Origin of the sequence: Caulobacter sp. CCNWLW153 (genome assembly GCF_036889365.1) — a bacterium.
GTDB lineage: Bacteria > Pseudomonadota > Alphaproteobacteria > Caulobacterales > Caulobacteraceae > Caulobacter > Caulobacter radicis.
The window spans coordinates 152265-176423 of record NZ_JBAKFV010000014.1; the positions used below are offsets into that span (position 1 = coordinate 152265).

Annotated in this window: 24 protein-coding genes and 1 tRNA gene; 7 read left to right on the forward strand and 18 right to left on the reverse strand. The window is 68.7% G+C overall.

The genetic code is table 11. The features are described from left to right. Positions 1–36 precede the first annotated feature (36 nt). Both V6S85_RS20655 and V6S85_RS20660 read left to right on the forward strand, forming a co-directional pair. Positions 37–1737, forward strand: a complete 1701-nt coding sequence (locus V6S85_RS20655; RefSeq protein ID WP_334350089.1) for an Hsp70 family protein — start codon at positions 37–39, stop codon at positions 1735–1737. Next, positions 1734–3464, forward strand: coding sequence for a J domain-containing protein (locus tag V6S85_RS20660; RefSeq protein ID WP_334350090.1), 1731 nt, complete (start codon positions 1734–1736; stop codon positions 3462–3464). Before V6S85_RS20655 ends, V6S85_RS20660 begins: the two co-directional genes overlap by 4 nt. A gap of 4 nt (positions 3465–3468) precedes the next feature. Here the strand turns inward: V6S85_RS20660 and V6S85_RS20665 are convergent, their stop codons facing one another. Beyond that, complete coding sequence (locus V6S85_RS20665) at positions 3469–4314, reverse strand: enoyl-CoA hydratase-related protein (protein WP_334350091.1); 846 nt, start codon at positions 4312–4314, stop codon at positions 3469–3471. 183 nt (positions 4315–4497) lie between these two features. Next, entirely contained in the window at positions 4498–6090 is a 1593-nt protein-coding gene (locus V6S85_RS20670; protein ID WP_116568361.1) for a carboxyl transferase domain-containing protein, read from the reverse strand. A gap of 113 nt (positions 6091–6203) precedes the next feature. On the opposite strand from V6S85_RS20670, the gene V6S85_RS20675 reads away from it, so the two are divergent. Further along, positions 6204–7937, forward strand: a complete 1734-nt coding sequence (locus V6S85_RS20675) for a patatin-like phospholipase family protein (RefSeq protein ID WP_165828883.1) — start codon at positions 6204–6206, stop codon at positions 7935–7937. Positions 7938–7976: 39 nt separating this feature from the next. Here the strand turns inward: V6S85_RS20675 and V6S85_RS20680 are convergent, their stop codons facing one another. Further along, a complete protein-coding gene (locus V6S85_RS20680; RefSeq protein ID WP_334350092.1) occupies positions 7977–8750 on the reverse strand; it encodes a methyltransferase domain-containing protein in 774 nt (257 codons plus the stop codon). 145 nt (positions 8751–8895) lie between these two features. On the opposite strand from V6S85_RS20680, the gene V6S85_RS20685 reads away from it, so the two are divergent. Together V6S85_RS20685 and V6S85_RS20690 are read left to right on the forward strand one after the other, a co-directional pair. Then, complete coding sequence (locus V6S85_RS20685; RefSeq protein WP_158278063.1) at positions 8896–9045, forward strand: hypothetical protein; 150 nt, start codon at positions 8896–8898, stop codon at positions 9043–9045. A gap of 1417 nt (positions 9046–10462) precedes the next feature. Continuing rightward, on the forward strand, positions 10463–13603 hold the full coding sequence (locus V6S85_RS20690; RefSeq protein ID WP_334350093.1) for a TonB-dependent receptor: 3141 nt from the start codon (positions 10463–10465) through the stop codon (positions 13601–13603). Positions 13604–13832: 229 nt separating this feature from the next. Here the strand turns inward: V6S85_RS20690 and V6S85_RS20695 are convergent, their stop codons facing one another. The 5 genes from V6S85_RS20695 to V6S85_RS20715 all read right to left on the reverse strand — a co-directional run bounded on the left by V6S85_RS20695 (position 13833) and on the right by V6S85_RS20715 (position 15806). Continuing rightward, complete coding sequence (locus tag V6S85_RS20695) at positions 13833–14237, reverse strand: DUF1801 domain-containing protein (protein WP_334350094.1); 405 nt, start codon at positions 14235–14237, stop codon at positions 13833–13835. A gap of 14 nt (positions 14238–14251) precedes the next feature. After that, positions 14252–14686 carry a DUF1801 domain-containing protein gene (locus tag V6S85_RS20700; RefSeq protein ID WP_116568351.1) on the reverse strand — a complete coding sequence of 145 codons (435 nt, stop codon included), beginning with the start codon at positions 14684–14686 and terminating at the stop codon, positions 14252–14254. Positions 14687–14689: 3 nt separating this feature from the next. Then, positions 14690–14896, reverse strand: coding sequence for a hypothetical protein (locus V6S85_RS20705; RefSeq protein ID WP_101719470.1), 207 nt, complete (start codon positions 14894–14896; stop codon positions 14690–14692). Between the two features lie 170 nt (positions 14897–15066). Next, entirely contained in the window at positions 15067–15486 is a 420-nt protein-coding gene (locus V6S85_RS20710; protein WP_334350095.1) for an SRPBCC family protein, read from the reverse strand. Further along, a complete protein-coding gene (locus tag V6S85_RS20715) occupies positions 15483–15806 on the reverse strand; it encodes an ArsR/SmtB family transcription factor (protein WP_116568347.1) in 324 nt (107 codons plus the stop codon). The genes V6S85_RS20710 and V6S85_RS20715 overlap by 4 nt, the downstream gene beginning before the upstream one ends. Positions 15807–16535: 729 nt before the next feature. Here V6S85_RS20715 and V6S85_RS20720 point away from each other — a divergent pair. Beyond that, positions 16536–16712, forward strand: a complete 177-nt coding sequence (locus tag V6S85_RS20720) for a hypothetical protein (protein WP_334350096.1) — start codon at positions 16536–16538, stop codon at positions 16710–16712. Here V6S85_RS20720 and V6S85_RS20725 read toward each other — a convergent pair. The 5 genes from V6S85_RS20725 to V6S85_RS20745 form a co-directional block, all read right to left on the reverse strand. Continuing rightward, positions 16679–17839, reverse strand: a complete 1161-nt coding sequence (locus V6S85_RS20725) for an isovaleryl-CoA dehydrogenase (RefSeq protein WP_334350097.1) — start codon at positions 17837–17839, stop codon at positions 16679–16681. The genes V6S85_RS20720 and V6S85_RS20725 overlap by 34 nt on opposite strands. Positions 17840–17950: 111 nt before the next feature. After that, entirely contained in the window at positions 17951–19225 is a 1275-nt protein-coding gene (gene spmX / locus V6S85_RS20730) for a lysozyme-family localization factor SpmX (RefSeq protein WP_334350098.1), read from the reverse strand. A gap of 111 nt (positions 19226–19336) precedes the next feature. Then, on the reverse strand, positions 19337–20779 hold the full coding sequence (gene mgtE / locus V6S85_RS20735; RefSeq protein WP_116568343.1) for a magnesium transporter: 1443 nt from the start codon (positions 20777–20779) through the stop codon (positions 19337–19339). Between the two features lie 165 nt (positions 20780–20944). Then, positions 20945–21029: transfer RNA gene (locus V6S85_RS20740), tRNA-Leu, on the reverse strand. Positions 21030–21113: 84 nt separating this feature from the next. Then, positions 21114–21428, reverse strand: a complete 315-nt coding sequence (locus V6S85_RS20745) for a FliM/FliN family flagellar motor switch protein (RefSeq protein WP_101719464.1) — start codon at positions 21426–21428, stop codon at positions 21114–21116. Positions 21429–21440: 12 nt separating this feature from the next. On the opposite strand from V6S85_RS20745, the gene lipB reads away from it, so the two are divergent. Continuing rightward, positions 21441–22175: a lipoyl(octanoyl) transferase LipB gene (lipB, locus tag V6S85_RS20750; RefSeq protein WP_334350099.1), complete on the forward strand. Its 735-nt coding sequence runs from the start codon at positions 21441–21443 to the stop codon at positions 22173–22175. On the opposite strand, the gene V6S85_RS20755 is transcribed toward lipB, so the two are convergent. The 5 genes from V6S85_RS20755 to V6S85_RS20775 form a co-directional block, all read right to left on the reverse strand. Further along, positions 22172–22576 carry a DUF805 domain-containing protein gene (locus tag V6S85_RS20755; RefSeq protein WP_116568339.1) on the reverse strand — a complete coding sequence of 135 codons (405 nt, stop codon included), beginning with the start codon at positions 22574–22576 and terminating at the stop codon, positions 22172–22174. The genes lipB and V6S85_RS20755 overlap by 4 nt on opposite strands. Before the next feature lie 76 nt (positions 22577–22652). Continuing rightward, positions 22653–23108, reverse strand: coding sequence for a DUF805 domain-containing protein (locus V6S85_RS20760; RefSeq protein WP_334350100.1), 456 nt, complete (start codon positions 23106–23108; stop codon positions 22653–22655). Beyond that, positions 23108–23500: a DUF805 domain-containing protein gene (locus V6S85_RS20765; protein WP_334350101.1), complete on the reverse strand. Its 393-nt coding sequence runs from the start codon at positions 23498–23500 to the stop codon at positions 23108–23110. The genes V6S85_RS20760 and V6S85_RS20765 overlap by 1 nt, the downstream gene beginning before the upstream one ends. Continuing rightward, entirely contained in the window at positions 23497–23919 is a 423-nt protein-coding gene (locus tag V6S85_RS20770) for a DUF805 domain-containing protein (RefSeq protein WP_334350102.1), read from the reverse strand. Before V6S85_RS20770 ends, V6S85_RS20765 begins: the two co-directional genes overlap by 4 nt. A gap of 45 nt (positions 23920–23964) precedes the next feature. Further along, the coding region (locus V6S85_RS20775; RefSeq protein WP_334350103.1) for an acetyl-CoA carboxylase biotin carboxyl carrier protein subunit at positions 23965–24159 on the reverse strand (195 nt) is incomplete at its 5' end.

A 24159-nucleotide genomic window follows, 5' to 3' on the forward strand; every position in this document is an offset into this window, starting at 1 on the left:
AACCCAAGCTTGAGTTTGCGTACGGGGGAGCGTCGCGTGATCATCGGCATCGATCTGGGAACCACCAACAGCGCCGTGGGCGTCTGGCGGGACGGCAAGGTCGAGCTCGTGCCCAACAGCCTGGGCGCGGTGCTCACCCCTTCGGCCGTGGGCCTGGACGACGACGGCGCGCTGCTGGTGGGCCTGGCCGCGCGCGAGCGGCGCTCGACCCACCCGCACCTGACGGCGACCACCTTCAAGCGCTACATGGGCACGACCCGCGCCACGCGGCTGGGCGACAAGTCCTACAGCCCCGAGGAGCTGTCGGCCCTGGTGCTGGCGCGGCTCAAGACCGACGCCGAGGCCTATCTGGGCGAGCCGGTGCGCGAGGCCGTCATCACGGTCCCGGCCTATTTCAACGACAAGCAGCGCAAGGCCACCCGCCGGGCCGGCGAACTGGCCGGGCTGAAGGTCGAGCGCCTGCTCAACGAACCCACCGCCGCCGCCCTCGCCTACGGCATCCACGAGCTGGCCGACGAGACCCGCTTCCTGGTCTTCGACCTCGGCGGCGGCACCTTCGACGTGTCGGTCCTCGAGATCTTCGAAGGCGTCATCGAGGTGCGCTCTTCCACCGGCGACAACCGGCTGGGCGGCGAGGACTTCAACAAGGTGCTGGTCGACCGCATGCGGGCCGCCCACCGCGAGGCCTTCGCCGCCGACCTGCTCGGCGAGGCCCTCACCACCCGCCTGGAAGCGGCCGCCGAGAAGGCTCGCCGCGCCCTGACCACCGCCGACCGCGCCGAGATGACGGTCACCTGGAAGGACCAGGCCTACACGCTGGAAGTCACCGCCGAGGACTTCGAGGCCGCCGCCGCGCCGCTGCTGGCCAAGCTGAAGGAACCCGTCACCCGGGCCCTGCGCGACGGCGGCCTGCGCCCGGACGACCTGAAGGAGATCATCCTGGTCGGCGGCGCCACGCGGATGCCCGTGGTGCGCCGCACGGTCACCCGCATGTTCGGCCGCTTCCCCTCCACCGCCGTCCATCCCGACGAGGCCGTGGTGATCGGGGCCTCGATCCAGGCGGGCCTGAAGAGCCGCGACGTCGCCCTCAAGGACGTGGTGATGACCGACGTCTGCCCCTACTCCCTGGGCGTCGACGTCGGCGAGCACGGCCCGGGCGGGGTGCTGCGCACCGGCATCTTCTCGCCGGTCATCGAGCGCAACACGGTGGTTCCGGCCAGCCGCTCGAAGATCTTCAGCACCATGCAGAACGGCCAGCGCAAGGTGCTGTTCGGCATCTATCAGGGCGAGGCGCGGATGGTCTCCGAGAACGTCCGCCTGGGCGAGGTCGAGATCCCCGTCCCGCCCGCCAAGGCCGGCGAGATCGCGCTGGAATGCCGCTTCAGCTACGACGTCAACGGCCTGATCGAGATCGACGTCCTGGTGCCCCAGACCAACGAGCGCCGGCAGCTCGTCATCGTCGACGAGGACGACCGCAACGCTCCCGACCTGGAGGTCCGCCGCGCCGCCCTGGCCGCGCTGAAGGTCAATCCGCGCGACAACGACGCCAACCGCGCCGCCGTGGCCCGCGCCCAGCGCTGCTACGAGATGTTCCTGGGCGACGTGCGCGAGCATGTCGGCATGCTGCTGTCGCAGTTCGAAGGCGTGCTCGACGGCCAGGATCCGCGCCAGATCGACGCCGCCCGCCAGCAGCTGCTGGCCGCCCTGGACGAACTGGAAGGCGAGAGCTTCCTGTGAGCCACGACATCTGGGACGTGCTCGGCATCGCCCCGACCCGCGACCGCGACGCCATCCGCCGCGCCTATGCCCGCAAGCTTCGCGTCACCAATCCCGAAGACGACGCCGAGGGCTTCATGCGCCTGCGCGAGGCCCACGACGAGGCGGTCGCCCGGATCGGCTGGGACTGGATGTGGGAAGAAGACGAGGGCGGCGAAGGCGACCATGACGCCCAGGCCGGCGATCCGTACGCCGCCGCGCCGACCCTCGCGCCTGTCGCCCTGGCGACGCTGGAGCGCGCCCCTCCCGCCTCGCCCACGCCGCTGACGCCCGAGGCCGAGGAGCTACAGGCCAGGATCGAGCGTCTCGAACTCCTGCTGCGTGGTCACGAGATGGCGCCTGCGACCGAACTCGAGGCCGCCTTCCACGCCGTCCTGAACGCCGAGGCGCTGGAGCAGATCGCGGTCGCCGACGAGGTCGAGACCCGGATCTCCCACCTGCTGCTGGAGGCCGCGCCGCGTTCGGACGCCCTGCTCGCCCCGGCGGTCGACGCCTTTCGCTGGCGGCGCGACGACCTGCACTTCGAGCCGTCGGACGTCGTCCAGGCGATCATCCAGCGCCGCGACTTCGTCGAGCGCCGCGACCGTCTGGTGCGCAACGACGAGCAGGCGCGCGCGGTCGTCGCCGTGCTGCAAGGACCGCCGACGGCCAAGGTCTCGCTATGGCGGCGCCTCAATCCGCGCTTCGAGATCGTCATGAAGACCCTGCTGGAGCGCCTGGGCGACGGCCACGAGGTGCTGATGGCCGGCTTCGACGCCCAGACGGTCGCCGCCTGGCGACAGCGGTACGCGCGCCCCCGGCTGAGCTCGGGCATGATCTGGTTCACGCTGGGCGCGCCGCTGCTGGCGCCGCTGATCGCCGGCGTCGCCGGCCTGTCGCCCGCGGCCATACTGGCGGCCTATCTCGCCACGGCCGCCGTCATCCTGGCGGCCCAGCTCTTCTACCTGCAAGGCTACCTGCGCCTGAAGACCGCCTGGGAGGTCCACCGCTCCTGGCGCGCCGGCGCCCTGGAAAGGATCGGCTGGGCGCCGCTCAGCCTGCTGCTGCTGCCGGTCTCGGCGCTGCTGCCCGACACCCTGTGGAGCCCGCTGGCGGTGGCGGGCCTGGGCGCCCTCCTGCTGGCCTGGACCTTCACCACCACCGATCCGCCGTCAGGGCTGGCCCTTCCCCTGCACCAGCGGCTGCTCGGCCAGGCCGTGCCCTTCGCATGGGCGCTCACCCTGCCGCTGTTCGACGTCGACGTCGTCACCCCGTCGATGCTGGCGGCCCTGGTCGTGGCGGCGGCCGTCGACTTCCGCGGCGGCGCCCAGACAATCCAGGCCTGGCATCTGGAAATGGGCAGGACCCCGCGTCTCGTCGGTTCGCTGGCCTTCCTGGCGGCGACGATCGCGGCCGGCGTGGCGGCGTGGCGGATGGTCGGCGAGACGCCGCCGTCCTGGGCGCCGCTCTGCGTCGCCAGCGTGCTGGCCCTGGCCATCGGCCACAGGCTGCCCACCGCAGCCCTTGGCGAGGCGCTCGCCAAGACCCGCTACTACGGCATGTTCGTGCTGTTCTGGCTCAGCCGAGGCCTCGACGCCGTGGTCGACTCCTGGCTGGTCACCAGCACCCTGTGGATGCTGATCGGCATGGCCGTGGGCGTGATCCTGTCGCTTATCATCGAAGTGCGCGACAGGACCCCGGCCGGCTAGGCGGCTAGCCCTCGGCTATCCAGCTGGGCTTGCGCTTGGCCAGGAACGCCCGCACGCCTTCCTGCCCCTCGTCGGAGACGCGGCGGCGGGCGATGCGGCGGGCGCTGTCGTCGATCAGGCCGCGATCGATCTTTTCGAAGGCGAAGTCGTTGACCAGGGCCTTGGCGTCGCCGATCGCGCCAGGCGCGCAGACGATCACCTCCTCGATCAGCGCCTCCTGGGCGGCGACCAGACCCTCGACGTCGTCAAACACCTCGTCGACCAGGCCGTAGCTCCAGGCCGCGTCGGCGTCGAACACCCGGCCGGTGGCGAACAGGAGCTTGGACGTGCGCGGACCCAGGGCGGCGATGACGTAGGGGCTGATGGTGGCCGGCGTCAGGCCCAGCTTCACCTCCGAGAAGGCGAACTTGGCGTCGGCCGTGGCCAGCGCGTGGTCGCAGGCCGCGACAAGGCCGGCGCCGCCGCCGAAGGCCGCGCCCTCGACCAGGGCCACGGTCAGGGCCGGGATGTCGTGCAGGGCCTTGAGCATCCGCGCCAGTTCCAACGCGTCGTCGCGGTTGTCGTCCTCGTCCCACTCGGCGGCGGCGGCCATCCATTCCAGGTCCGCGCCGGCGCAGAACGTGCCGCCCGCGCCGCGCAGGAACACGATCCGCACGCCCTCGGCCCCGTGCAGGGTCTCGAAGGCCTGGGCCAGGGCGGCGATGGTCGCCTGGTCGAAGGCGTTCTTCTTCTCCGGCCGGTTGATCCACACCGTCACCGCCCCTTCGGGCGTGGAGTCCATGTGGACCAGCGGGCTCATGGCGTCGGTGTCCGGCACCTCGACGATCGGGTCGGCGATGGGGTTGGTCATGAGCACGCTCCTTGTTGAAGTCAGCCGTCACACACTGGGGCGAAAACCTCGCCCTTCGACAAGCTCAGGATGAGGTTTTTCTACGGTCCGCGCCTTGGACCTCACCCTGAGCCTGTCGAAGGACGGGGTCCACGCACGGCCCTCGTCAACGATACGCCCAAAGCCGAGGTTCCGCTTGCACGGTCACATCCTGAAGACGCCGAAGGTCGTCTCCGGAATCGGCGCGTTCAGGCTGGCCGATATGGCCAGGCCCAGCACGTCGCGGGTTTGAGCCGGATCAATGATCCCGTCGTCCCACAGCCGCGAGGTGGCGTGGTACGGGTTGCCCTCGTCCTCGTAGCGCTGGCGGATCGGGGCCTTGAAGGCCTCGGCCTCGTCCTGCGTCCAGGTCGCCGCGTCGCGGTGCACCGTGGCCAGCACGCTGGCGGCCTGCTCGCCGCCCATCACCGAGATGCGCGAATTGGGCCAGGTGAACAGGAAGCGCGGGCTGTAGGCCCGGCCGCACATGCCGTAGTTGCCGGCCCCGAAGCTGCCGCCGATCAGCACCGTGAACTTCGGCACTTCCGCGCTCGCCACCGCCGTCACCAGCTTGGCGCCGTCCTTGGCGATGCCGCCGGCCTCGTACTTGCCGCCGACCATGAAGCCCGAGATGTTCTGCAGGAACACCAGCGGGATCTTGCGCTTGCAGGCCAGTTCGATGAAGTGCGCGCCCTTCAGCGCGCTTTCGGAAAACAGCACGCCGTTGTTGGCCAGGATCGCCACCGGCTGGCCCCAGATGCGGGCGAAGCCGCAGACCAGGGTCGTGCCGTAGAGGGCCTTGAACTCGTCGAACTTCGAACCGTCGACGACGCGGGCGATCACCTCGCGCACGTCGTAGGGCGCGCGCACGTCGGTCGGCACGACGCCGTAGATCTCTTCGGGGTCGTAGAGCGGCGGCTCGGCGTCGGCGACCACCGCCTCGTGCCGCTTCTCGGCGTTCAGGTTGGCGACGATCGAGCGGACGATCTCCAGCGCGTGCTCGTCGTCGTCGGCCACGTGGTCGACCACGCCCGAGCGGCGGCCGTGGGTGTCGGCCCCGCCCAGTTCCTCGGCCGAGATGACCTCGCCGGTGGCGGCCTTCACCAGCGGCGGGCCGGCCAGGAAGATGGTGCCCTGCTCGCGCACGATGACGGTCTCGTCGCTCATCGCCGGCACATAGGCGCCGCCGGCGGTGCAAGACCCCATGACGCAGGCGATCTGGGCGATGCCCCGGGCGCTCATCCGCGCCTGGTTGAAGAAGATGCGGCCGAAGTGGTCGCGGTCGGGGAACACCTCGGCCTGGTGGGGCAGGTTCGCGCCGCCGCTGTCGACCAGATAGACGCACGGCAGGCGGTTCTGCTCGGCGATCTCCTGGGCGCGCAGGTGCTTCTTCACCGTCATCGGGAAGTAGGCGCCGCCCTTCACCGTTGCGTCGTTGGCGACGATCATCACCTCGCGGCCCGACACCCGGCCGATGCCGGCGATGATCCCCGCGCCCGGCGCCTCGCCCTTGTAGAGGTCGAAGGCGGCCAGCTGGCCGATCTCCAGGAACGGCGAGCCCGGATCGAGCAGGCGCTCCACCCGCTCGCGGGGCAGGAGCTTGCCACGGGCGGCGTGCTTCTGGCGGGCGCTCTCCGAGCCCCCGAGAGCCGCGGTCGCGACCCTTTCGCGCAGTTCCTCCACCAGGGCCGTGTTGTGGGCAGCGTTTTTCGCGAACGAAGCGCTGTTCTTGTCAATAAGCGTGTTCAGCTTCGGCATAGGCGAGGCATAGCCTTTTCCGTTTCCATCCGAAAGCGGCGATATTTCACCCTCATTGGCAAAGCTCGCCGGTTCCGTTTAGCGTCCGTCTCGTGGTCACCCTACCCGACTTCATGGCCGACTCGGCCCTGGCCCGGCTGTTCGCGCGCGAAGGGCGCGAGGGCGACGCCGCCTGGTTCTCCCTGCCCGGCGGCTCCCTACTCTATGCGCCGGGCGAGGCCTCCGACCACCTCTACTTCCTGCGCACCGGCCGCCTGGGCGCGTTCAGGCGGGAAGAAGGCCAGGAGCCGCAGTTCCTGGGCGTGATCCGCCCGGGCGAACCGGCCGGCGAGATGGCGATGATCGCCGGCGCCCCGCACTCGGCCCACATGGTCGCCTTGCGTGATTCCGAGGTCCTGGCCCTGCCCCGCACGGCCTTCTTCGAGGCGGTCGAGCGCGACCCCGACGTGATGATCGAGCTGTCGCGGCTGATGATCCGCCGCGCCCGCCAGGCCGGCGCCCACGCCTCGATCGGCGATCCGTCGGTCTACGGCTTCATCGCCGCCAGCGACGGCCCGCCGATCCGCCCGATCATCGAGCGCATCGCCCGCTGCATCGCCTCGCTGGGCTACGCCGTCACCGTCGAGGGCGGCGAGAGCCTGCTGGCCCCCACCGAATGGTTCAGCCGCGTCGAGCGCACCCACGACTTCGTGCTGTACGTCGCCGAGATGGGCGAGACGGCCTGGAAGCACGTGGTCGGCCGCCAGGTCGACCGCCTGTTCCGGGTCGGTCGCGGCGACCACCGCCCGCCGGTCGAACTGCCGACCTACGCTTCGCGCCCCCTCCAGGCCCAGCGCCTGATCGACCTGATCCTGATCCAGCCGCCCGGCGCCAAGCGGCCGCGGGGCTCGCAGGCCTGGCTGGAGGCCACCGACGCCGCCCGCCTGTTCCATCTGCGCGAAAACGGCCTGGCCGACGTCGAGCGGCTGGCCCGGGTGCTCACCGGGCAATCGGTGGGCCTCGTCCTCTCCGGCGGCGGCGCGCGGGCCTACGCCCATGTCGGCGCCGTCCAGGCCCTGCGCGAGCGCGGCGTGCCCATCGACTTCGTCGGCGGCGCCTCGATGGGGGCCATCGTCGCGGCGGGCCTGGCCATGGGCTGGGACGACGGCGAGATGGAGACCCGCATCCGCCAGGCCTTCGTGGAGTCCAGCCCGCTGGACGACATCGCCTTTCCCCTGATCGCCATGACCCGGGGCGAGAAGGTCAAGGATCGCCTGCACGAGCACTTCGGCGACATCGACATCGCCGACCTGTGGCTGCCGTTCTTCTGCGTCTCGTCGAACCTGACCTCCGGCGCCTATCACCTGCATCGCACGGGGCCGCTGCACCAGGCGCTGCGGGCCTCGATCTCGCTGCCCGGCGTGCTGCCGCCGGTGACCGACGGCGAGGCCGTGCTGGTCGACGGGGCGGTGATGAAGAACTTCCCCGCCGACGTCATGCGCGCCTTCCAGCTGGGGCCCATCATCGGCGTCGACGTCACCCGCGGCCGCAGCATCACCGCCGACGACATCGTCACGCCGCCGTCGTTCTGGCGCTGGCTGTGCTCGGGCGAATGGCGCAAGGGCCCGCCGATCGTCGCCCTGCTGATGCGCGCGGCCACGGTCTCCACCGGCCGCGACCTGGCCGCCAGCCGCGAGGCCAGCGACGTGCTGATCACGCCCAAGCTGGAAGGCGTCGACATCCGCGACTGGAAGGCCTTCGAGCCGGCCGTGGCGGCGGGCTTCGAGGCGGCGGCGCTGGCCCTGGACAGCCTGGAGGTTCCGGTGACGGAGCTTAGGCGAAGGAAGAGCCTGGCGGAGATGGGGTAGTTTTTTGATCCCTCTCTCGAAGAGAGGGATCAGTAACGTCTACCGCCGCGCCACCACGAACAGACGCGTGAACGGCAGCAGCGTGATCCCGTCAGCCCGCCTGGGATAATCCTCGGCCAGCCGCTCGCGCCACGCCGCCAGGAACGCGGCCGTTTCGTCACCCGGCCCAAGCCGCTCCAGATAGGGCCGGAGGCTCGTTCCCGAGGTCCAGTCGACGATCGGGTCGTCGCCTTCCAGGGCGTGGACATAGGTCGTCACCCACACGTCGAGGTCCGAAGCCAGCGGCGAGAGCCAGTCGTGATAGGCGCGCGGGTCGTGGCCCTGGCGCACGCCGTCCAGCGCCGCCAGCCTGCCGGCCCACGGACCGTCGGCGGCGACCTCGCGCAGGCTGCGCCGCCAGCCCGCGTCCTCGACCTGCGGGATCTGGCAGGCCAGCACCCCGCCGGACGCCAGGCTTTCCAGCAGGCGCGGAAACAGCGCCTCGTGCCCGTCCAGCCACTGCAGGGCGGCGTTGGTGAAGATCAGGTCCGGCGCGACGGCGGGGCGCCACGACCCGATGTCGCCCAGCACCCAGTCGACGTCCGCGCCCTGCCCTCTTGCGCGCTCCAGCATCTGCGGGCTCGAATCCAGGCCGTGGACCACCGCCCCGGGATGCCGCGCGGCCAGCAGGGCGGCGTGCTCGCCCGGCCCGCAGCCCAGGTCCCAGATCTCGCTCGGATCAAGGTCGCGAGGGATCTTCAGCATCAGGTCCAGGGCCGGCCGGTCGCGATAGGCGCGGTAGCGGGAATAGACGTCCGGATCCCAGGCGGGCATGGCGCGACTCTCTGCGACAATTCGCGCACGACCATGCAGGGGCGCGTCGGTTTTGTCGCATATGAAACCATCGACCGGCTTCCTATCTTAAGAGGGTAAGAGCGACGCACGCAGCGTCGCCCAGCCATCCAAAGGAACCATCGCCGTGACCCGCACCGCCGCCACCGCCGCTCCCCACGCCCAGCGCCCGCGCGCCGTGGCCCTGGCCGCGCGCGTGAACGGCCCCCGCGTGGCGGCCCTGGCCCTCAACCTTGGTCTCTGGACCCTGATCCTCCTGGCCTGGCGCGCCCTCTAGCCAGTTTCCAGGAGCGCGGCCCCGGATCGCGCATCGCCCCCCCTTTGCGCGACCCGGGGCTGCCCCCACTCTGCTCGCCGAAACACCTCCGCACCGCCCCGTCGCCCTGCGACGTCGCGCCTCTTGCCAACGACGCGCGCGCACCCAACCTTAGTGTTGCGTCAGGTTGTGGCGCGCAGCCGAAAGGAGGTGATCCAGTGTCTCATTTGTCGATCGCGAACGCGCTGGAACGCTCCGTGAAGACCATGGGTCAAATCTGACCTCCAGCGCCTTTTGCGGACAAATGCCGTTCTTCGACCCCGCGCCCGAGCGCAGGCCGTGAACGGATCGGGAGCCCCGGACCAGTTCCGGGGCTTCTTCGTTTGCAGTGATGTTTCGGGAATAGAAAATCTCGGTGCCCGCGCGCCTCGCTCGCGCCTCCACGAAGCGCGGCCGACAGACTCGCCAGGCGCATCGACGCCCGGCGGAGCCCCCCAGGAAATGGAATTCGCCCCGCCCTCTGCAGGACGGGACGGTCAGTGCTTTCCGGCGCGCCCGCAACCCCTTGCGAGACCCGCCTTCCGGAAGCGTCGACCACGGCACGCACACACAACGCCGAGAAACGCGACCACAATCTGTAGTGACTAAAAGACCGCTATAGACACCGGTATCCTCGTCGCGCCTGAGCCGTCTTCCGATGGCTCCGGGCGCGCCGCCGAAGCGACCGGTGGGATGACTGTCCCTCCTTGCTGACTACCCCAGACGGCAGGCGGTTCGGGCGGGGCGGTTGGAGCTTGGGAAGGGCCGCTTGGGCATCTCCTGTCGCTTCCTCTCAATCCCGATCTTGCCGTCGGCCGGGCGCGCGGACGCGCCGAATGTCGCCACACTGAGCAGGATGAGCGCCAAAATCAAGCACTAATCCCGATTGTTGCAAAAGCATTCCACCATATGGGAACAAAGTGCTTTAATTGTCACATGAATGGGGCTACGGGCCTCACGAACGTAATTTTGTCTCCCGACCGTTGACTCGACGCTTCGGTTTGGAAATGGATGGATACGTTCCGTACGCAGAGACCAAAGGTTCGCGGCGGGACGACAGACCGCCTTAGACAGTGCCGCGTGCCCGCAACACGCGCACGATCGCAGAAGATCGAGATACGGACCGGCGCAGCGTTTCGCCGCCGGCCGTCGAGGCGTCAGCTCCTTACCCCAGGCCCGCCGTCAGGACTTGCCCGCCAGAGCGCACAGCGCCGCCGGGTTCGTCCTGTCCTCGACCTTCGCGCATCGCAACGGCCCGGGCCCGGGGACTTCCGATTCGACTGCCGGTCTTCGTCGGACGCTCCCGCCGCCCAGGCTTCCATCTCACGACTTTAAAGCCGGCCGCCTCGAGAGACGCCGCTGGCCCGGGCGGTTCGCCGCCCACGCTTGGAGGAATACTATGAAGGTCAACACCAAGGTCCGACGCGATAACGGACTGCTGCGCACCACGGGCATGGCGGCCATCCTGCTGATGATCGGCGGCGGCTCGGCCCTCGCCCAGACGGCTCCGGCCCCTGCCCAGGACACCGGCGCGTCCACCGAGACCGCCGTCGAGGAAGTCATCGTCGTCGGCACCCGCGCCAGCCTGCAATCGGCCATGGGCCGCAAGAAGCGCGCGAACACCGTCTCGGACTCGATCGTCGCCGAAGACATCGGCCAGTTCCCCGACAAGAACGTCGGCGAGGCCCTGGGCCGCATCACCGGCGTCCAGCTGGCGCGCGACTTCGGCGAAGGCAACGCGGTGTCGATCCGCGGCGTCGAGCCCGACCTGAACCGCGTCGAGATCAACGGCGTGGGCGCCCTGTCGACCGCCGGCAACCTCAGCGTCTACGGCGGCGGCGGCCGCTCGAACGACTTCCGCGAGCTGCCCTCGGAACTGGTCAAGTCGATCGACGTGTTCAAGGGCTTCACCTCCGACATGACCGAAGGCGGCGTCGGCGGCACCGTTTCGGTGACCACCAACAAGCCGCTGGACTTCAAGAAGCCGACCTTCTCGATGACCGCCTCGGGCCAGAAACTCGACACCCAGGGCGGCTGGAAGCCGCGCGGCAACCTGTTCGGCGCCACCCAGCTGTTCGAAGGCCGCCTGGGCCTGATGGGCAACCTGACCTATGACCGCGTCATCACCCGCGGCGACTACTACGACGGCAACTCGTGGGCCCGCCTGGCCGACTTCGACAACACGGCCGAGAAGACCGTCGAGTACTACAACCCGGCCTACAACCAGACGGTCAACGACTACCTGCGCGGCTTCAACACCGAAGCCAGCTGCGCCAGCGTCGTCACCCCGGACTCCTCGGTGCTGTCGAACGCCCAGGCCCGCACCGCCTGCGAAAGCCAGTGGTACGACTACAGCCCGCGCGTGCCGCGCTACCGCGTCTGGGACCGCGACTCCAAGCGCTCGTCGGCCGAACTGACCGCCCAGTACAAGTTCACCGACGACCTGACGGCGTACGTCACCTATCAGCGCAACAAGCGCGAAGACGTGATGAACGACATCAACTACGGCACCGGCCTGACGTCGCTCGACGCCCTGAACTACGGCCCCGGCTGCGCCCGCGTGACGCCGGCCACGGCCCAGAACGTCCCCGGCGTGAAGGTCGACGCCAACCACAACGTCACCGAATTCGTCATCGGCGACTGCCTGGGCACCGCCAACCGCGGCGGCAACAACGCCTTCAGCATCTCGTCGCGCGACTTCACCTACGAGACGGACTCCGAGTACGTCACCTACGGCTTCAACTACCAGAACGACCGCTGGAAGATCGACTTCGTCGGCTCGAACGCCACGACCGAGACCATCAGCGAGACCAACAACGCCTCGGTGTCGTTCAACACGCCGGGCCTGAAGGTCACCCTGGCCGACGGCACCTCGGCGCCGATCTTCACCTTCGCCCCGGGCTTCAGCCCGTCGGACGCCGCGGCGGTCAACCAGTACCAGATCCAGTACCGTCCCTCGCAGTCGGCCAACTCGGAAGACCAGTACAAGATCGACTTCGAGTACCGGACCGAACTGCCGATCATCAAGTCGATCAAGTTCGGCGGCCGCTACTCCAACGCGGCGATCTCGGGCTACGGCTACGGCGGTCGCGTCATCGACGGCGGCGCCAACCCGACCAGCGCGCTGGACGACATCGTCATCTACGCCAACTCGGTCAACTCGACCGCCACGGTGGTCAACGGCCAGGCCGCCGACCAGACCAACCCGGTGCTCGGCAACGCCTACCAGACCAGCTACTGGAACTCGACCGAGAACTGGTCGCGCGCCTTCTCGAACCAGGTCTTCGCCGCGGCGATGACCGACCTGCCGTCGAACTTCTACTATGCCGGCAACGGCCTGCCCTCGACCTGGAAGTATCCGACCTTCGCCGGCATCTCCCAATACCTGGACACCAGCCACTTCAACCTGAACAACCTGTATCAGGGCGTCGGCAACGACGGTAAGACCTACGACCAGATCCCCTACAGCATCGACGAGAAGACCAACGCCCAGTACCTGCGACTGGACTACGGCTTCGACCTCGGCGGCCGTGAGGTGCTCGGCAACTTCGGCCTGCGCCGCGTCTACACCGAGACGTCGTCGACCGGTCAGGTGACCCGCAACGAAACCCGCCTGGTCAACGGCGTCGCCTCGACCAACACGGTGTCCAACACCCAGGCGACGTTCAAGCGCGACTACACGATCTGGCTGCCCAGCTTCAACATCCAGACCTGGCTGATCGACAACCGCCTGAGCGCGCGCGCCGGTTACGCCCAGCTGATGGCCCGCCCGCTGGGCAACTTCATCATCCCGAACGTCACCTGCACCATCAACTACACCAACGATGGCACGGCCGAAGACGGTCCCGACAGCTGCTCGGCCGGCAACCCGGGCCTCAAGCCCTATCGCGCCGACCAGTACGACCTGTCGTTCGAGTGGTATCCGGACACCGACACCCAGCTGTCGGCCGGCTTCTTCTACAAGGACATCAAGTCGTTCTACCTGTCGCAGCGGACCAACCTGGGCCAGCAGGACATCTTCGGCGACGGCACGCTGTACTACTACAACACCTACATCAACGGCGACGGCGCCAAGATCTCGGGCCTGGAACTGACGGCCAAGACCGCCTTCACCTGGCTGCCGGGCCTGCTGTCGGGCTTCGGCGTCGACCTGAACTACACCTACCAGAAGGCCAAGGACGTCGGCGTGTTCAGCTCGCTGGACGGCTCGTCCCTGCCCTATCCGGGCCTGTCGGAGCACAGCTACAACGCCACGCTCTGGTACGATAAGGGCCCGATCAACGCCCGCCTGGCCTACAACTACCGTTCGGAATACCTGGTCACGGCCGCGGACCAGTCGGGCAACCCGATCTTCCGCGACCCGACCGGCTACCTGGACGGCAAGATCACCTGGCGCACGCCGGTGAAGGGCCTGTCGTTCTTCGCCGAGGGCAAGAACCTCACGAAGGAAGACGAAACCAGCTGGGCCGGCGATATCCGCCTGATCAACACCGGCTACGCCGGCCGCCGCTTCTTCATGGGCGCCACCTTCAAGTACTAAGGCGTCGCGAGAGCGAAACGAGAAAGCCGTCCCGGGCGACCGGGGCGGCTTTTTTGTTCCTCGGTCCCCCCTCCCCCACCTCCCGTCATTCCCGCCCTTGTGGCGGGAACCCCTCTGTCAGCCGCAAGGGCGGGAGGGGCGGATCGCCAGCGATCCGCTGGCGTCTCACGTGCGAGCGGAACCAGGGTTTCCCGCCACAAGGGCGGGAATGACGGGAAGAAGGAAGGGCTCAGCCCTTCTTGCTCAGGTTCAGCTCCACCGCCGCCAGAAACAGCGCCTTCAGCGCCGCCGCGTCGATCGCCGCGCCCTCGTGGATGTCGATGGCCCGGCGGGTGTTTCCCTCCAGGCTGGAATTGAACAGCCCCTTCGGATCGGGCAGCGACGCCCCCTTGGCGAAGGTCAGCTTGACGTAGGCCTTGTAGGTCTCGCCGGTGCAGACGATGCCGGCGTGCGACCACACCGGGGTGCCGCGCCACTTCCACTCCTCCAGCACGTCCGGATCGGCCTCGTGGATCAGGGCCCGCACCCTGGCCAGGGTCTCGCCGCGCCAGTCGCCCAGCGAGGCGATGCGCTCGTCGATCAGCTTGCCGGCTTCAACGCCGCTTTGGGGCTCGCCCGTGGCTCCCGCCTTCATCGCTTCTTCCTCCCTCACATCTTCTCGCCGGGCAGGGCCGCGGCCTGTCGCACCCAGTCGGCGAACCGGGCCTCGTCCCAGCCCCCATCGCCCAAGCTGTCTTCGTAGACGTCGAGATAGCGGACATTGGCCTGCTTCGACGGCCCCGGCGGCGGCGGCTCCAGGGCCGCGCCCTTGAAGAACGCCACCTTCACGTAACGGGTCATGCAGTGCAGGCTGAGGAACCAGCCCTCGCCGTCCGGCGCGCCGTAGAACGGCGAGTTCCACTTCACCGCCTTGCGCGCGCCGGGAACCTCGCGGGCGACCACGGCGTCGATCCGCTCGCCCACCTGGCGCTTCCAGCCCGGCATGGCGGCGATATAGGCCTGAACGGGTCCGTCGCCGTCGCCCTTGGGAATCTGCGGATTGCCGCCCGAAAGCAGCTTCACCGGCCCGGTATCGCCCGTCATGGCTCAGCCCTTCCTCCGCCAGCGCAGCACGTAGGGCAGCGCGAACAGATAAAGCCCCGAGACCAGCAGCAGGATCAACGGGATCAGGGCCAGCAGCCCGACCCAGGCCGCCGGCTGGCCGCGCGTGCTCATCACGACGATGTAGGTCAGCACGCCCAGGGTGAAGGCGATGGAGAGCCAGCGATGGCTCTGGCGGATGAAGCCGCTCATGGTGTCCTCCCTTTGTTTCTACGGGGCCACCCCCGACTTTCCACCGAGCTTCCCCGCGAAGGCGGGGATCCAAGCCGAGCCGGGCCCTGACGCGCGGCCGCGCCTCCCCATGAAAGTCAGCTTGGGTCCCCGCCTTCGCGGGGAAGTACGGATCTTGAAACGCCCGTCCCCTACCCTTCCTTCGCCAGCAGTCCGTCCAGCTTGTCGAAGAAGGTCTTCCAGCCGGCGTGGGCGCCGCCGTAGGCCTGCTTCTGGTCGGGGCGGAAGCCGGCCTGCTCCATGCGCAGGTGCGTGCCGCCGGCGGTGGGCGTCAGTGTCAGGGTCACGATGCTCTTGAGGCCGTAGGCCGGGTCCTCGTGCTCGAAGTCCCAGCGGTAGGCCAGCACGCGGCCCGGCTCGACGGTCAGGACCTCGCAGTCCAGCGTCCCGCCCCACTCGCCCTTCAGCTGGAAGCGGTGGCCGATCTGGGGGGCGAAGTCGTTCTTCATCAGCCATTCCTCGATCAGGTGCGGCTGGGTCAGCGCCCGCCACAGCTTTTCCGGGGGATGCGAGAATTCCCGCTCGACGACGGCGGTGCGCGTATCGGTCATTGGTCCATCCTGCTCAGCAGATCCTCGAGGGCGTCGAACCGCCCCTCCCAGAACCGCGCCATCTCTTTCGTCCAGTCCGCCAGCGGCCCGAGAGCCGCCGTACGGGGGCTGTAGTGGGTCTGCCGGCCCTCGTGCCGGTCGGCGACCAGCCCGGCCGCCTTCAGCGCCGCCAGGTGCTTGGACACCGCCGGCTGCGACACCCCCGCCGTCGCCGTCAGCGCCCCCACCGTCTGCTCGCCCTCGCGGCACAGCCGCTCGAACAGGGCCCGGCGGGTGGGGTCGGCCAGGGCGCGGAACAGAAGGTCGGTCTGGGTTTCCATGGGGACAATCAATAACTCAAGAGTTATGCGATTTCTATAACTTTTGAGTTATGATTTGGTCAATAGGGACCCGCCGGCCCGTTCATCAAGATGCTCCCCCTGAAGGGGGAGCTGTCGCGGAGCGACTGAGGGGGAAGAAATTGCGGCGCAAGCAGACGCTCCAACTCATCAGGGACTTCCCCCTCCGGCCCTCCGGGCCGCCTCCCCCTTCAGGGGGAGGATCCAGAGCGCCCGCCCCACGCAACACTCTTCCGGCCGTAAGCCGCTGAAAAGCCTCACCCTCGCTCCGCCATACCCCCGCTTGCTCCCCTCGCCCCATACTCGCCGGGTCTCGAAGCGATGGGGAGGGCGCGCGGCCAGCGACCTTCGCGGTTTGGGGATGCTGTCGAGCGGGATCGAGTCCGGCCGGGAAAGCCGGACGCTCGGGACCTGGCGCTGGCCAGGCCCGCCCGCCATCGGCTTCGCCGGGGATAGACGGGAGAGACGCTCCTACCCAGGACCCTCCCGCCCCGCGGCGCGCCATTCGGGAAACCGCAAGGCGCGATCCGGCAAGGCGTCAACAGCGCCGCCGGCCGGAGGCTGATGGAAAACGGCGGCGCGGAGCGTTCGGGCTTCGTCGAAACGGTATTTGCTCAAACAGCTTCCGGGCGTGGCCCGGCGCTCCGCCCCCTCCCCGACCCGAGCGCCCTTCGGCGCCCGGCCGATATCCCGTGCCCGTCAGGAGACCCCATGGCCGGACCCAAGACCAGGAAGCCGGCTCCTCGTCGGGGCCGCTCGCGCCGCGCCCGCGAGAAGGAGGCCCTGGCAGCGGCCGTCACGGCCAAGATCGAAAAGCTCGTCGAACAGCTACGCGCGCGGGACGCCGATCCCCCCTACGCCCCGACCAGCTCGCGGCCGATCAGGTAGCGGCGGATTTCGTTGGTGCCGGCGCCGATGTCGTAGAGCTTGGCGTCGCGCAGCAGGCGCTCGACCGGCCACTCCTTGGTGTAGCCGGCGCCGCCCAGGGCCTGGATGGCTTCCAGCGACACCTTCACGGCGTTCTCGCTGGCCATCAGGATCGCGCCGGCGGCGTCGAAGCGGGTGGTCTTGCCGGCGTCGCAGGCGCGGGCCACGGCGTAGACATAGGCGCGGGCCGAGTTGAGGGCCACGTACATGTCGGCGACCTTGCCCTGCATCAGCTGGAACGAGCCGATCGCCTGGCCGAACTGCTTGCGGTCACGCACATAGGGCAGCACGTAGTCGAGGCAGGCCTGCATGATGCCCAGCGGACCGGCGCTGAGCACGGCGCGCTCGTAGTCGAGACCGCTCATCAGCACCCCGACGCCGCCGCCCACCGGGCCCATGACGTTCTCTTCCGGGATCTCGCAATCCTCGAAGACGAGCTCGGCGGTGTCGGACCCGCGCATGCCCATCTTGTCGAGCTTCCTGGAGACGCGGAACCCCTTCATGCCCTTCTCGACGAGGAAGGCGGTGATGCCGCGGCTGCCCTCGCCCGTCTTGGCGTAGACCACCAGCGTATCGGCGTGCGGGGCGTTGGTGATCCAGAACTTGGTCCCGTTCAGCACGTAGCGGTCGCCGACCTGCTCGGCGCGCAGCTTCATCGAGACGACGTCCGAGCCGGCGCCGGCCTCGCTCATGGCCAGGGAGCCGACATGCTCGCCGCTGATCAGCTTGGGCAGGTAGCGCTGCTTCTGCTCAGGCGTCGCCCAGCGGCGGATCTGGTTGACGCAGAGATTGGAGTGCGCGCCGTACGACAGGCCCACCGAGGCCGAGGCGCGGGAGATCTCCTCCATGGCCACCACGTGCTCAAGATAGCCCAGGCCAAGGCCGCCGAACTCCTCCTCGACCGTGATGCCGTGCAAACCGAGGTCGCCCATCGGGACCCACAGCTCGCGCGGGAAGGCGTTGGTCTCGTCGATCCGGGCCGCCAGCGGCGCGATCTTGTCGGCGGCGAAGCGGGCCGTGGTTTCACGAATCGCGTCGGCCGTCTCGCCGAGCGCGAAGTCCATCGAGGGTGCGGTTTGCAGCGTCATGCCCGCAGGCATAGCACAAACGCCCGCCGATCAACGAGACCAGCGGGCGTTCATGCTCTTTTCTTCAACGATCCGGGGTCCGACCGGCCTTTCAGCCACGATGTTCGACGATCACGCCTCGTCGAGATCGGGGCCGCCCAGCTTGCGCAGCAGCAGATAGGCCGAGACCGCGAAGCAGATCACGCCGATGACGCTGGCGCCCCAGCCGAACATGCGCACGGCCGTCAGGCCGGGGTCGGAGGCCACCGACAGGTTCCACAGCACGCCGCCGCCGAACAGGGCCAGGCCCAGCAGGCCCAGGCTGACCAGCAGGCTGCCGTTGCCGAACACCGGCTGCTCGGGCGGGTTCAGCGGCACGTCCAGGGTCTGGATGTCGACCTCGGCGCCGCTGGTCGAGAAGCCGCCCAGATTGAAGGGCGAGCGGGCGGGTTCGCGGGCGGTCTCGAACAGGGTCGGCTCGACCTGCGACGGGATTGGGGCCGGCGCGGCCGGCGGATCGGGCACGAACAGCGGGGCCTGGGCCGGGACCGGCTCTTCCGGCGTCAGGCGGAAAGGCTCCAGGGTCGGCGCGGGCTCGACGGGCGCGTGCAGCACCGGCGCGGGCGCGGCGGCGGGAACCGGGGCGACCGGAGGCTCCGGCATGGCCAGGTCCTGCACGGGCTTGTCGATCGGGCGAACGACCGGCTCGTCGGCCAGGATGGCTTCCAGGCGGGCGCTGACGGCCGCGGCGGCCTGCTGGCTGGCGCTGGGGGCGTCCTCTTCCGGGACGGCCGGGGTCAGCGGCGCGGGGCCTTCCTCGCGCTCGGCGACGGCCTTGTCGCCCTCCAGCCGGGCCGAGACGGCGGCCGGGGTCTGTTTCGGAACGGCGCAGCTGGCGTCGTAGTCGACCTTGGGCCGCAGCACCGGGCTGGGCGCGGGCACCCACTGGCCGTCGGGCGGGGTCAGGAACAGGGTCTTCTCGGCCGCGCGGCGGCGCACCAGGGCGTCGATGACGATCCGCTCGCCCTCGAAATCGGCCTTGCGCCACATCTCCATGGCGCAGGCGGCCTGCAGCAGCGAGCCCTCGTTGATCCGGCGCAGCACGCCCGAGCGCATGAAGTTCTCGGTCCCGATGTTGAACGCGAAGCAGGTCAGGGCGTCGAACTGGTTCTGGTTCAGCGGGGCGTAGGTGTGCTCGTTCACCGCGTGGGCCACGGTGATCAGGTCGTAGAGCAGCAGGGCCTCGGCGTCCTGTTCCGAGACGACGGCGCCGCCCCGGGCGGTCAGGGTGTGCCCGTAGCCGATCGTCCAGCGGCCGTCGGGCAGCTGGGCGGCTTTCTGCCGATAGCCCTCGAACCTCTTGATGAGATCGACGGCGGCGCGGGAGACCTGATGACGCGGCTTCATCGCGAGAAACGACCCAATTTGAAACAGGGGCGGATGCCCTCGCCTCGTCCCGCGCAAGACTGGCGCCGTTTGGTGTCGCTTCTCCCGTCCCGGGGAAAGAATTCGCCAGGTCTAGTTGAACAGCAGCGCCGCGATCAGCAGAACCGAGAAGAAGCCGGCGAAGTCGGTCAGGAAGGTCACGAAGATCGACGACGACACGGCCGGATCGCGGCCCATCTTCTCCAGGGCCAGCGGCGCCAGGATGCCGCCGACGGCGGCGGTGAAGATGTTGACCACCAGGGCCAGGGCCACGGTCAGCGACAGCTTGGGATTGTCGTAGAAGACATAGACCGCCGCCCCCATGACGACCGCCAGGGTCAGGCCGTTCATGACGCCGACCAGAAGCTCGCGCATGACGATGCGCGTGGCGTTGGCCGCGGTCAGCTCCTTGCTCGACAGGGCGCGGACGGCGACCGCCAGCGTCTGGGTGCCGGCGTTGCCGCCCAGCGACGAGACGATCGGCATCAGCACCGCCAGGGCCACCAGCTTGGAAATCTCGGCCTGGAACAGCGCGATGCCCGAGACCGAGATCGTCGCGGTCAGCAGGTTCAGCAGCAGCCACGGCAGGCGCGAGCGGACGATCTCGACCACGCTGGCGTCGCGGCCGACGTCGGACACGTTGGCCAGCGCCAGGATGTCTTCCTGGGCTTCCTCGCGGATGACGCCGACGATGTCGTCGACGGTGATCTGGCCCACCAGCCGCCCGCCGGCCTCGACGACCGGGGCGCTGATCAGGTGGTACTTGTCGAAGATGTAGGCCACCTCCTCCTGGTCCATGTCGACGGTGATCTCGGTCACCGGCTCCATGATCTCGGCCAGGGGGGTCTCCAGCTTGCTGGTCAGCAGCAGGCTGATCGGCAGGGCGCCGACGGGCGTGTACGAGGGATCGACCACGTAGACGTCGAAGAACAGCTCCGGCAGGCTGTCGCCCGACTGGCGCACGTGCTCGATCGTGTGGCCCACGGTCCAGAACTGCGGCGCGGCCAGGAACTCGCGCTGCATCAGGCGGCCGGCGGTCTCGTCCTCGTAGGACAGCGTGGTCTCGATGGCCGCCCGGTCGGTCTCGCCCATGGCCGCCAGCACCTGGAAGCGCTTGGTGTCGTCCAGGTCGTCGATGACGTCGGCGGCGTCGTCGGTGTCCAGTTCCTCCAGCGCGCGGGCCAGGGTGACCGACGGGGTCGCCTCCAGCACCTCCTCGCGGATGTTGTCCTCGAGCTCGGCGATGATCTCGCCCAGCGCGTGGGGCGCCAGGACGGGGATGACCTCCTCGCGATAGGCGGCCGACAGGAAGCCCATCAGGTCGGCGACGTCGGCGGGGTCGAGGGCGCCGACCAGCTCGGACAGGCGCGCGGTGTCGCCGCGGTCGGCCGCGTCGACCACCATCTCCACGTAGTCGGGCTTGAGGGCGTAGTCGTCGCCGAGCGCCAGGTCCTCGAGATCCTCGACGACTTCCGGCTCGGGAATGGACAGGGCGTGGCGCGCCTCTTCGCTCAGGTCGGCTGTTTCCCGGGTCATGGGGACCTCCTGAACTTTAGGCGAGGCTTGAGCTGCGCGCGCGTGATCCGAATGATTGAAAGCCGAAGCTTGGCGGGCGGTTGCTCCCAAACCTTGGCCAAAAATGGTTAGAGCGCGGAAGGCGATTCGGAAACCGAAGCCTGCCGCGCTCTACGCAAGTTCACCTGGTGCGGTCGAGAAGACTCGAACTTCCACGGGTTGCCCCACAGCGACCTCAACGCTGCGCGTCTACCAATTCCGCCACGACCGCTCGTGGTGAGGCGCGGCAGGTAGCAAACTGAATCGGCTTTGGGAAGAGGAGAGTTCGATTATCTCGAAGAACCCACAGGGAACTTCAGGCGCCGCCGGCCATGTAGTCGTAGACGTCGGCCGGGCCGGTCACCTGGATGGCGATGCGATCGTCGTTGATCTGGATCTCGCCGCGGGCGATCGGGTGGTTGTTGGCCAGGATCCAGACCTCGTCGTTGGTCTTGGCGTCCAGCGGGATCACCGCGCCACGGCCCATGCGCAGCAGTTGCTGCATCGGCAGGATCGACCGGCCGAGCAGAACCGAGATCTCGACATTGACGGCGTTGACCTGGCTCACGAAGTAAGGCCCCTGGAACTGAAGTTGCCGAGCGGCGGGATGTCCGCGCCCCGGCTCATGCAAGACTAAGGCCGCATGCTTGATCGCCCGTTAAACCTTGAAGATAAAGGCCTTCCCGATTTGTCGCGCCCGGACGGGGCGCCGGCGGGGTGGGCGGTTTCGACCGGCTACGTGCCCTACCCGGCAGCCGTTGCCGCCATGGAGGCCCGCGCCGCCGCCATCGCCGACGGCGCGGCGGGCGAGCTGATCTGGCTTCTGGAGCATCCGCCGCTCTACACCGCCGGCGTCTCGGCCAAGACGTCCGACCTCTTGGAACCCGAACGCTTTCCGGTGTTCGAAAGCGCCCGGGGCGGCCAGTTCACCTATCACGGCCCCGGCCAGCGGGTGGCCTATGTGATGCTGGACCTGACCCGGCGCGGGCGCGACGTGCGGGCTTTCGTCGCGGCGCTGGAGGCCTGGATCATCGACGCCCTGGCGACCTTCAACGTCACCGGCGAGATGCGCGACGGGCGCGTGGGCGTCTGGGTCGAGCGCAAGGGCGCGGGCTGGTCGCGCGAGGACAAGATCGCCGCCATCGGCGTCAAGCTGCGCCGCTGGGTCAGCTTCCACGGCATCAGCCTGAACGTGGAGCCGGACCTGTCGCACTTTTCCGGCATCGTGCCCTGCGGCCAGGTCGAGCACGGGGTGACCAGCCTGGTGGACCTTGGCCTGCCGGTGACACTGGACGAGGCCGACGAGGCCCTGAGGGCCAGCTTCCGCAAGGTGTTCGGCGCGGTCGAGGACGCCGCCCCGCCTGTGCAGGGCGACTAGATAGCCGGAGCTTTCAAGGGCGGCTGGCCGTAGCGGTTGGCCCCCTGCTCTCCCCCCATCACGCCCAGTTCGACGATCGCCCAGAGGATCACCAGGGCGAACACGAAGTCGAGGAAGTGCTGCGGGGTCGGCCAGACGGCGACCAGGGCCACCAGCACCAGCGCCGCCCACCAGCCCGAACGGCCGCGATCGTGCAGGCGCTTCGAAAGCACGCAGGCGCCGCTGTAGAACAGGGCCGAATAGACGAGCCACCCGGTCAGCAGCCGCAGCACGTCGCCGGCGATGGCCTCGTACAGCACCGCCACGCCGATCAGCACGGCCGAGGCGATCAGGAACGGCGCGCGCGCCAGTCTGCCCGTTGAGGACAGGAACAGCTCCGCCCAATCGATCCGACCGTTCATCTAAGGCTCCGCGACTCTTCTGGGCGGAACCTAGGCGCAGGCGAGCGCCAGCGGAAGTCGCCGCCGGGTCACACCCTCAGGCGAAAACCTCGTCGAGTTCGGCGTCGGTGGGGACGCCCAGGCCCTTGGGCGAGGCGCCGTAACGGTTGGGACCTTTCGTACCGTCCAGGATGCCCAGGTCCACCAACGCCCAGACAATGGCCGCCCATGCGAAGACCTGCTCGGCGATCTGCAGCCGCGGATCCAGGAATTGCCCGGCAAGAGCTCCGCTGACGGTCGGCAGCCAAGCGATGACCGCCAGCCAGCCGCTGCGATCGCGGTCATGCAGGCGCTTGGCGATGATCGCCAGATTGGGCCACAGGGTCACGAGACTGAGCGCCAGCATCCGGGGATCGGTCAGGGCCACGCCCGACACCCTGCTCACCCCGTACTCCAGCACCTGCGCCACGACGAAGACCAGGATGCTCAGCAGCCAATAGTCCCGCCGTCGCAAACGGCCGTGAAAGCCGAACAGCTTCTGAGCGAAGGTCATCAGGCAAACACCTCGTCGAGACTCTCGTCGCCATAGGGCGACGGGCCGAAACGATTGGAACCGACCTGCCCGCGCAGGAAGCCGAGCTCCACGAGGCTCCAAACCCAGCCGACCAGCGGCACGACCAGGAACAGCAGCAGCCAGCCGCGCCCCTTGCCGCGATCGTGGCAGCGCTTGAGCGTGATCGCGTACAACGCCCAGATCAGCGGCGCCGACAGCGCCAGGCGCAGAACCGCCTGAGGACTGTAGATCGCCTCGCCCGGCGTCACGCTGACCTGGATCAGCAGGTTGACGGCGACCAGTCCGGCGAAGACCGGCAGGCCCAGCAGCCAGTAATCGCGCCGGACCAGCCGTCCCGAGAAGCCAAGCAGCTTCCAGGCCAGAAGCGTCAAGCGAAGACCTTGGCCACGTCGTCCTCTTCGGTGCCGCCGATGCCCTTGGGCGACGGCCCGAAGCGGTTGCGCCCCTGCGTGCCGTCCAGGAAGCCCAGCTCGACGAAGCCCCAGATCCAGCCGACGATCGGCACCAGCAGGAAAAAGGCCACCCAGCCGCCGCCCTTGTCGCGGTCGTGGCAGCGCTTGAGCATCAGGGCGATGGTGATCCAGAAGTTCAGCAGGCTGAGAACCAGCGTGATCCCGCCGCTGGCGAGGTTGTCGCTGTTTTCCAGGGCGTTGATGTCCCAGCCGTTGAGCGCGAGCGTCTGGAGGCTGTCGACGATGGCGATGCTGATGTTGGTCCCGATGCTCAGCAGCCAGTAGTCGAGACGCCGGATGCGGCCGGAAAAACCGAACAGCTTGTGCTTCACGTCCATGGAATCATCCCCCGATTGATTTCGACGGCGACCTAAACACAGACGTCATTCGAACTCCACGAGGACCTGGTCGGCGGCGACGGGGTCGCCGGGCTTGGCGTTGACGGCCTTGATGACGGCGTCGCGCTCGGCGCGCAGGATGTTCTGCATCTTCATGGCCTCCAGCACGCAGACGACCTCGCCCTCGCGGACCTGCCGGCCGACCTCGACGTCCATGGAGACGACCAGGCCCGGCATCGG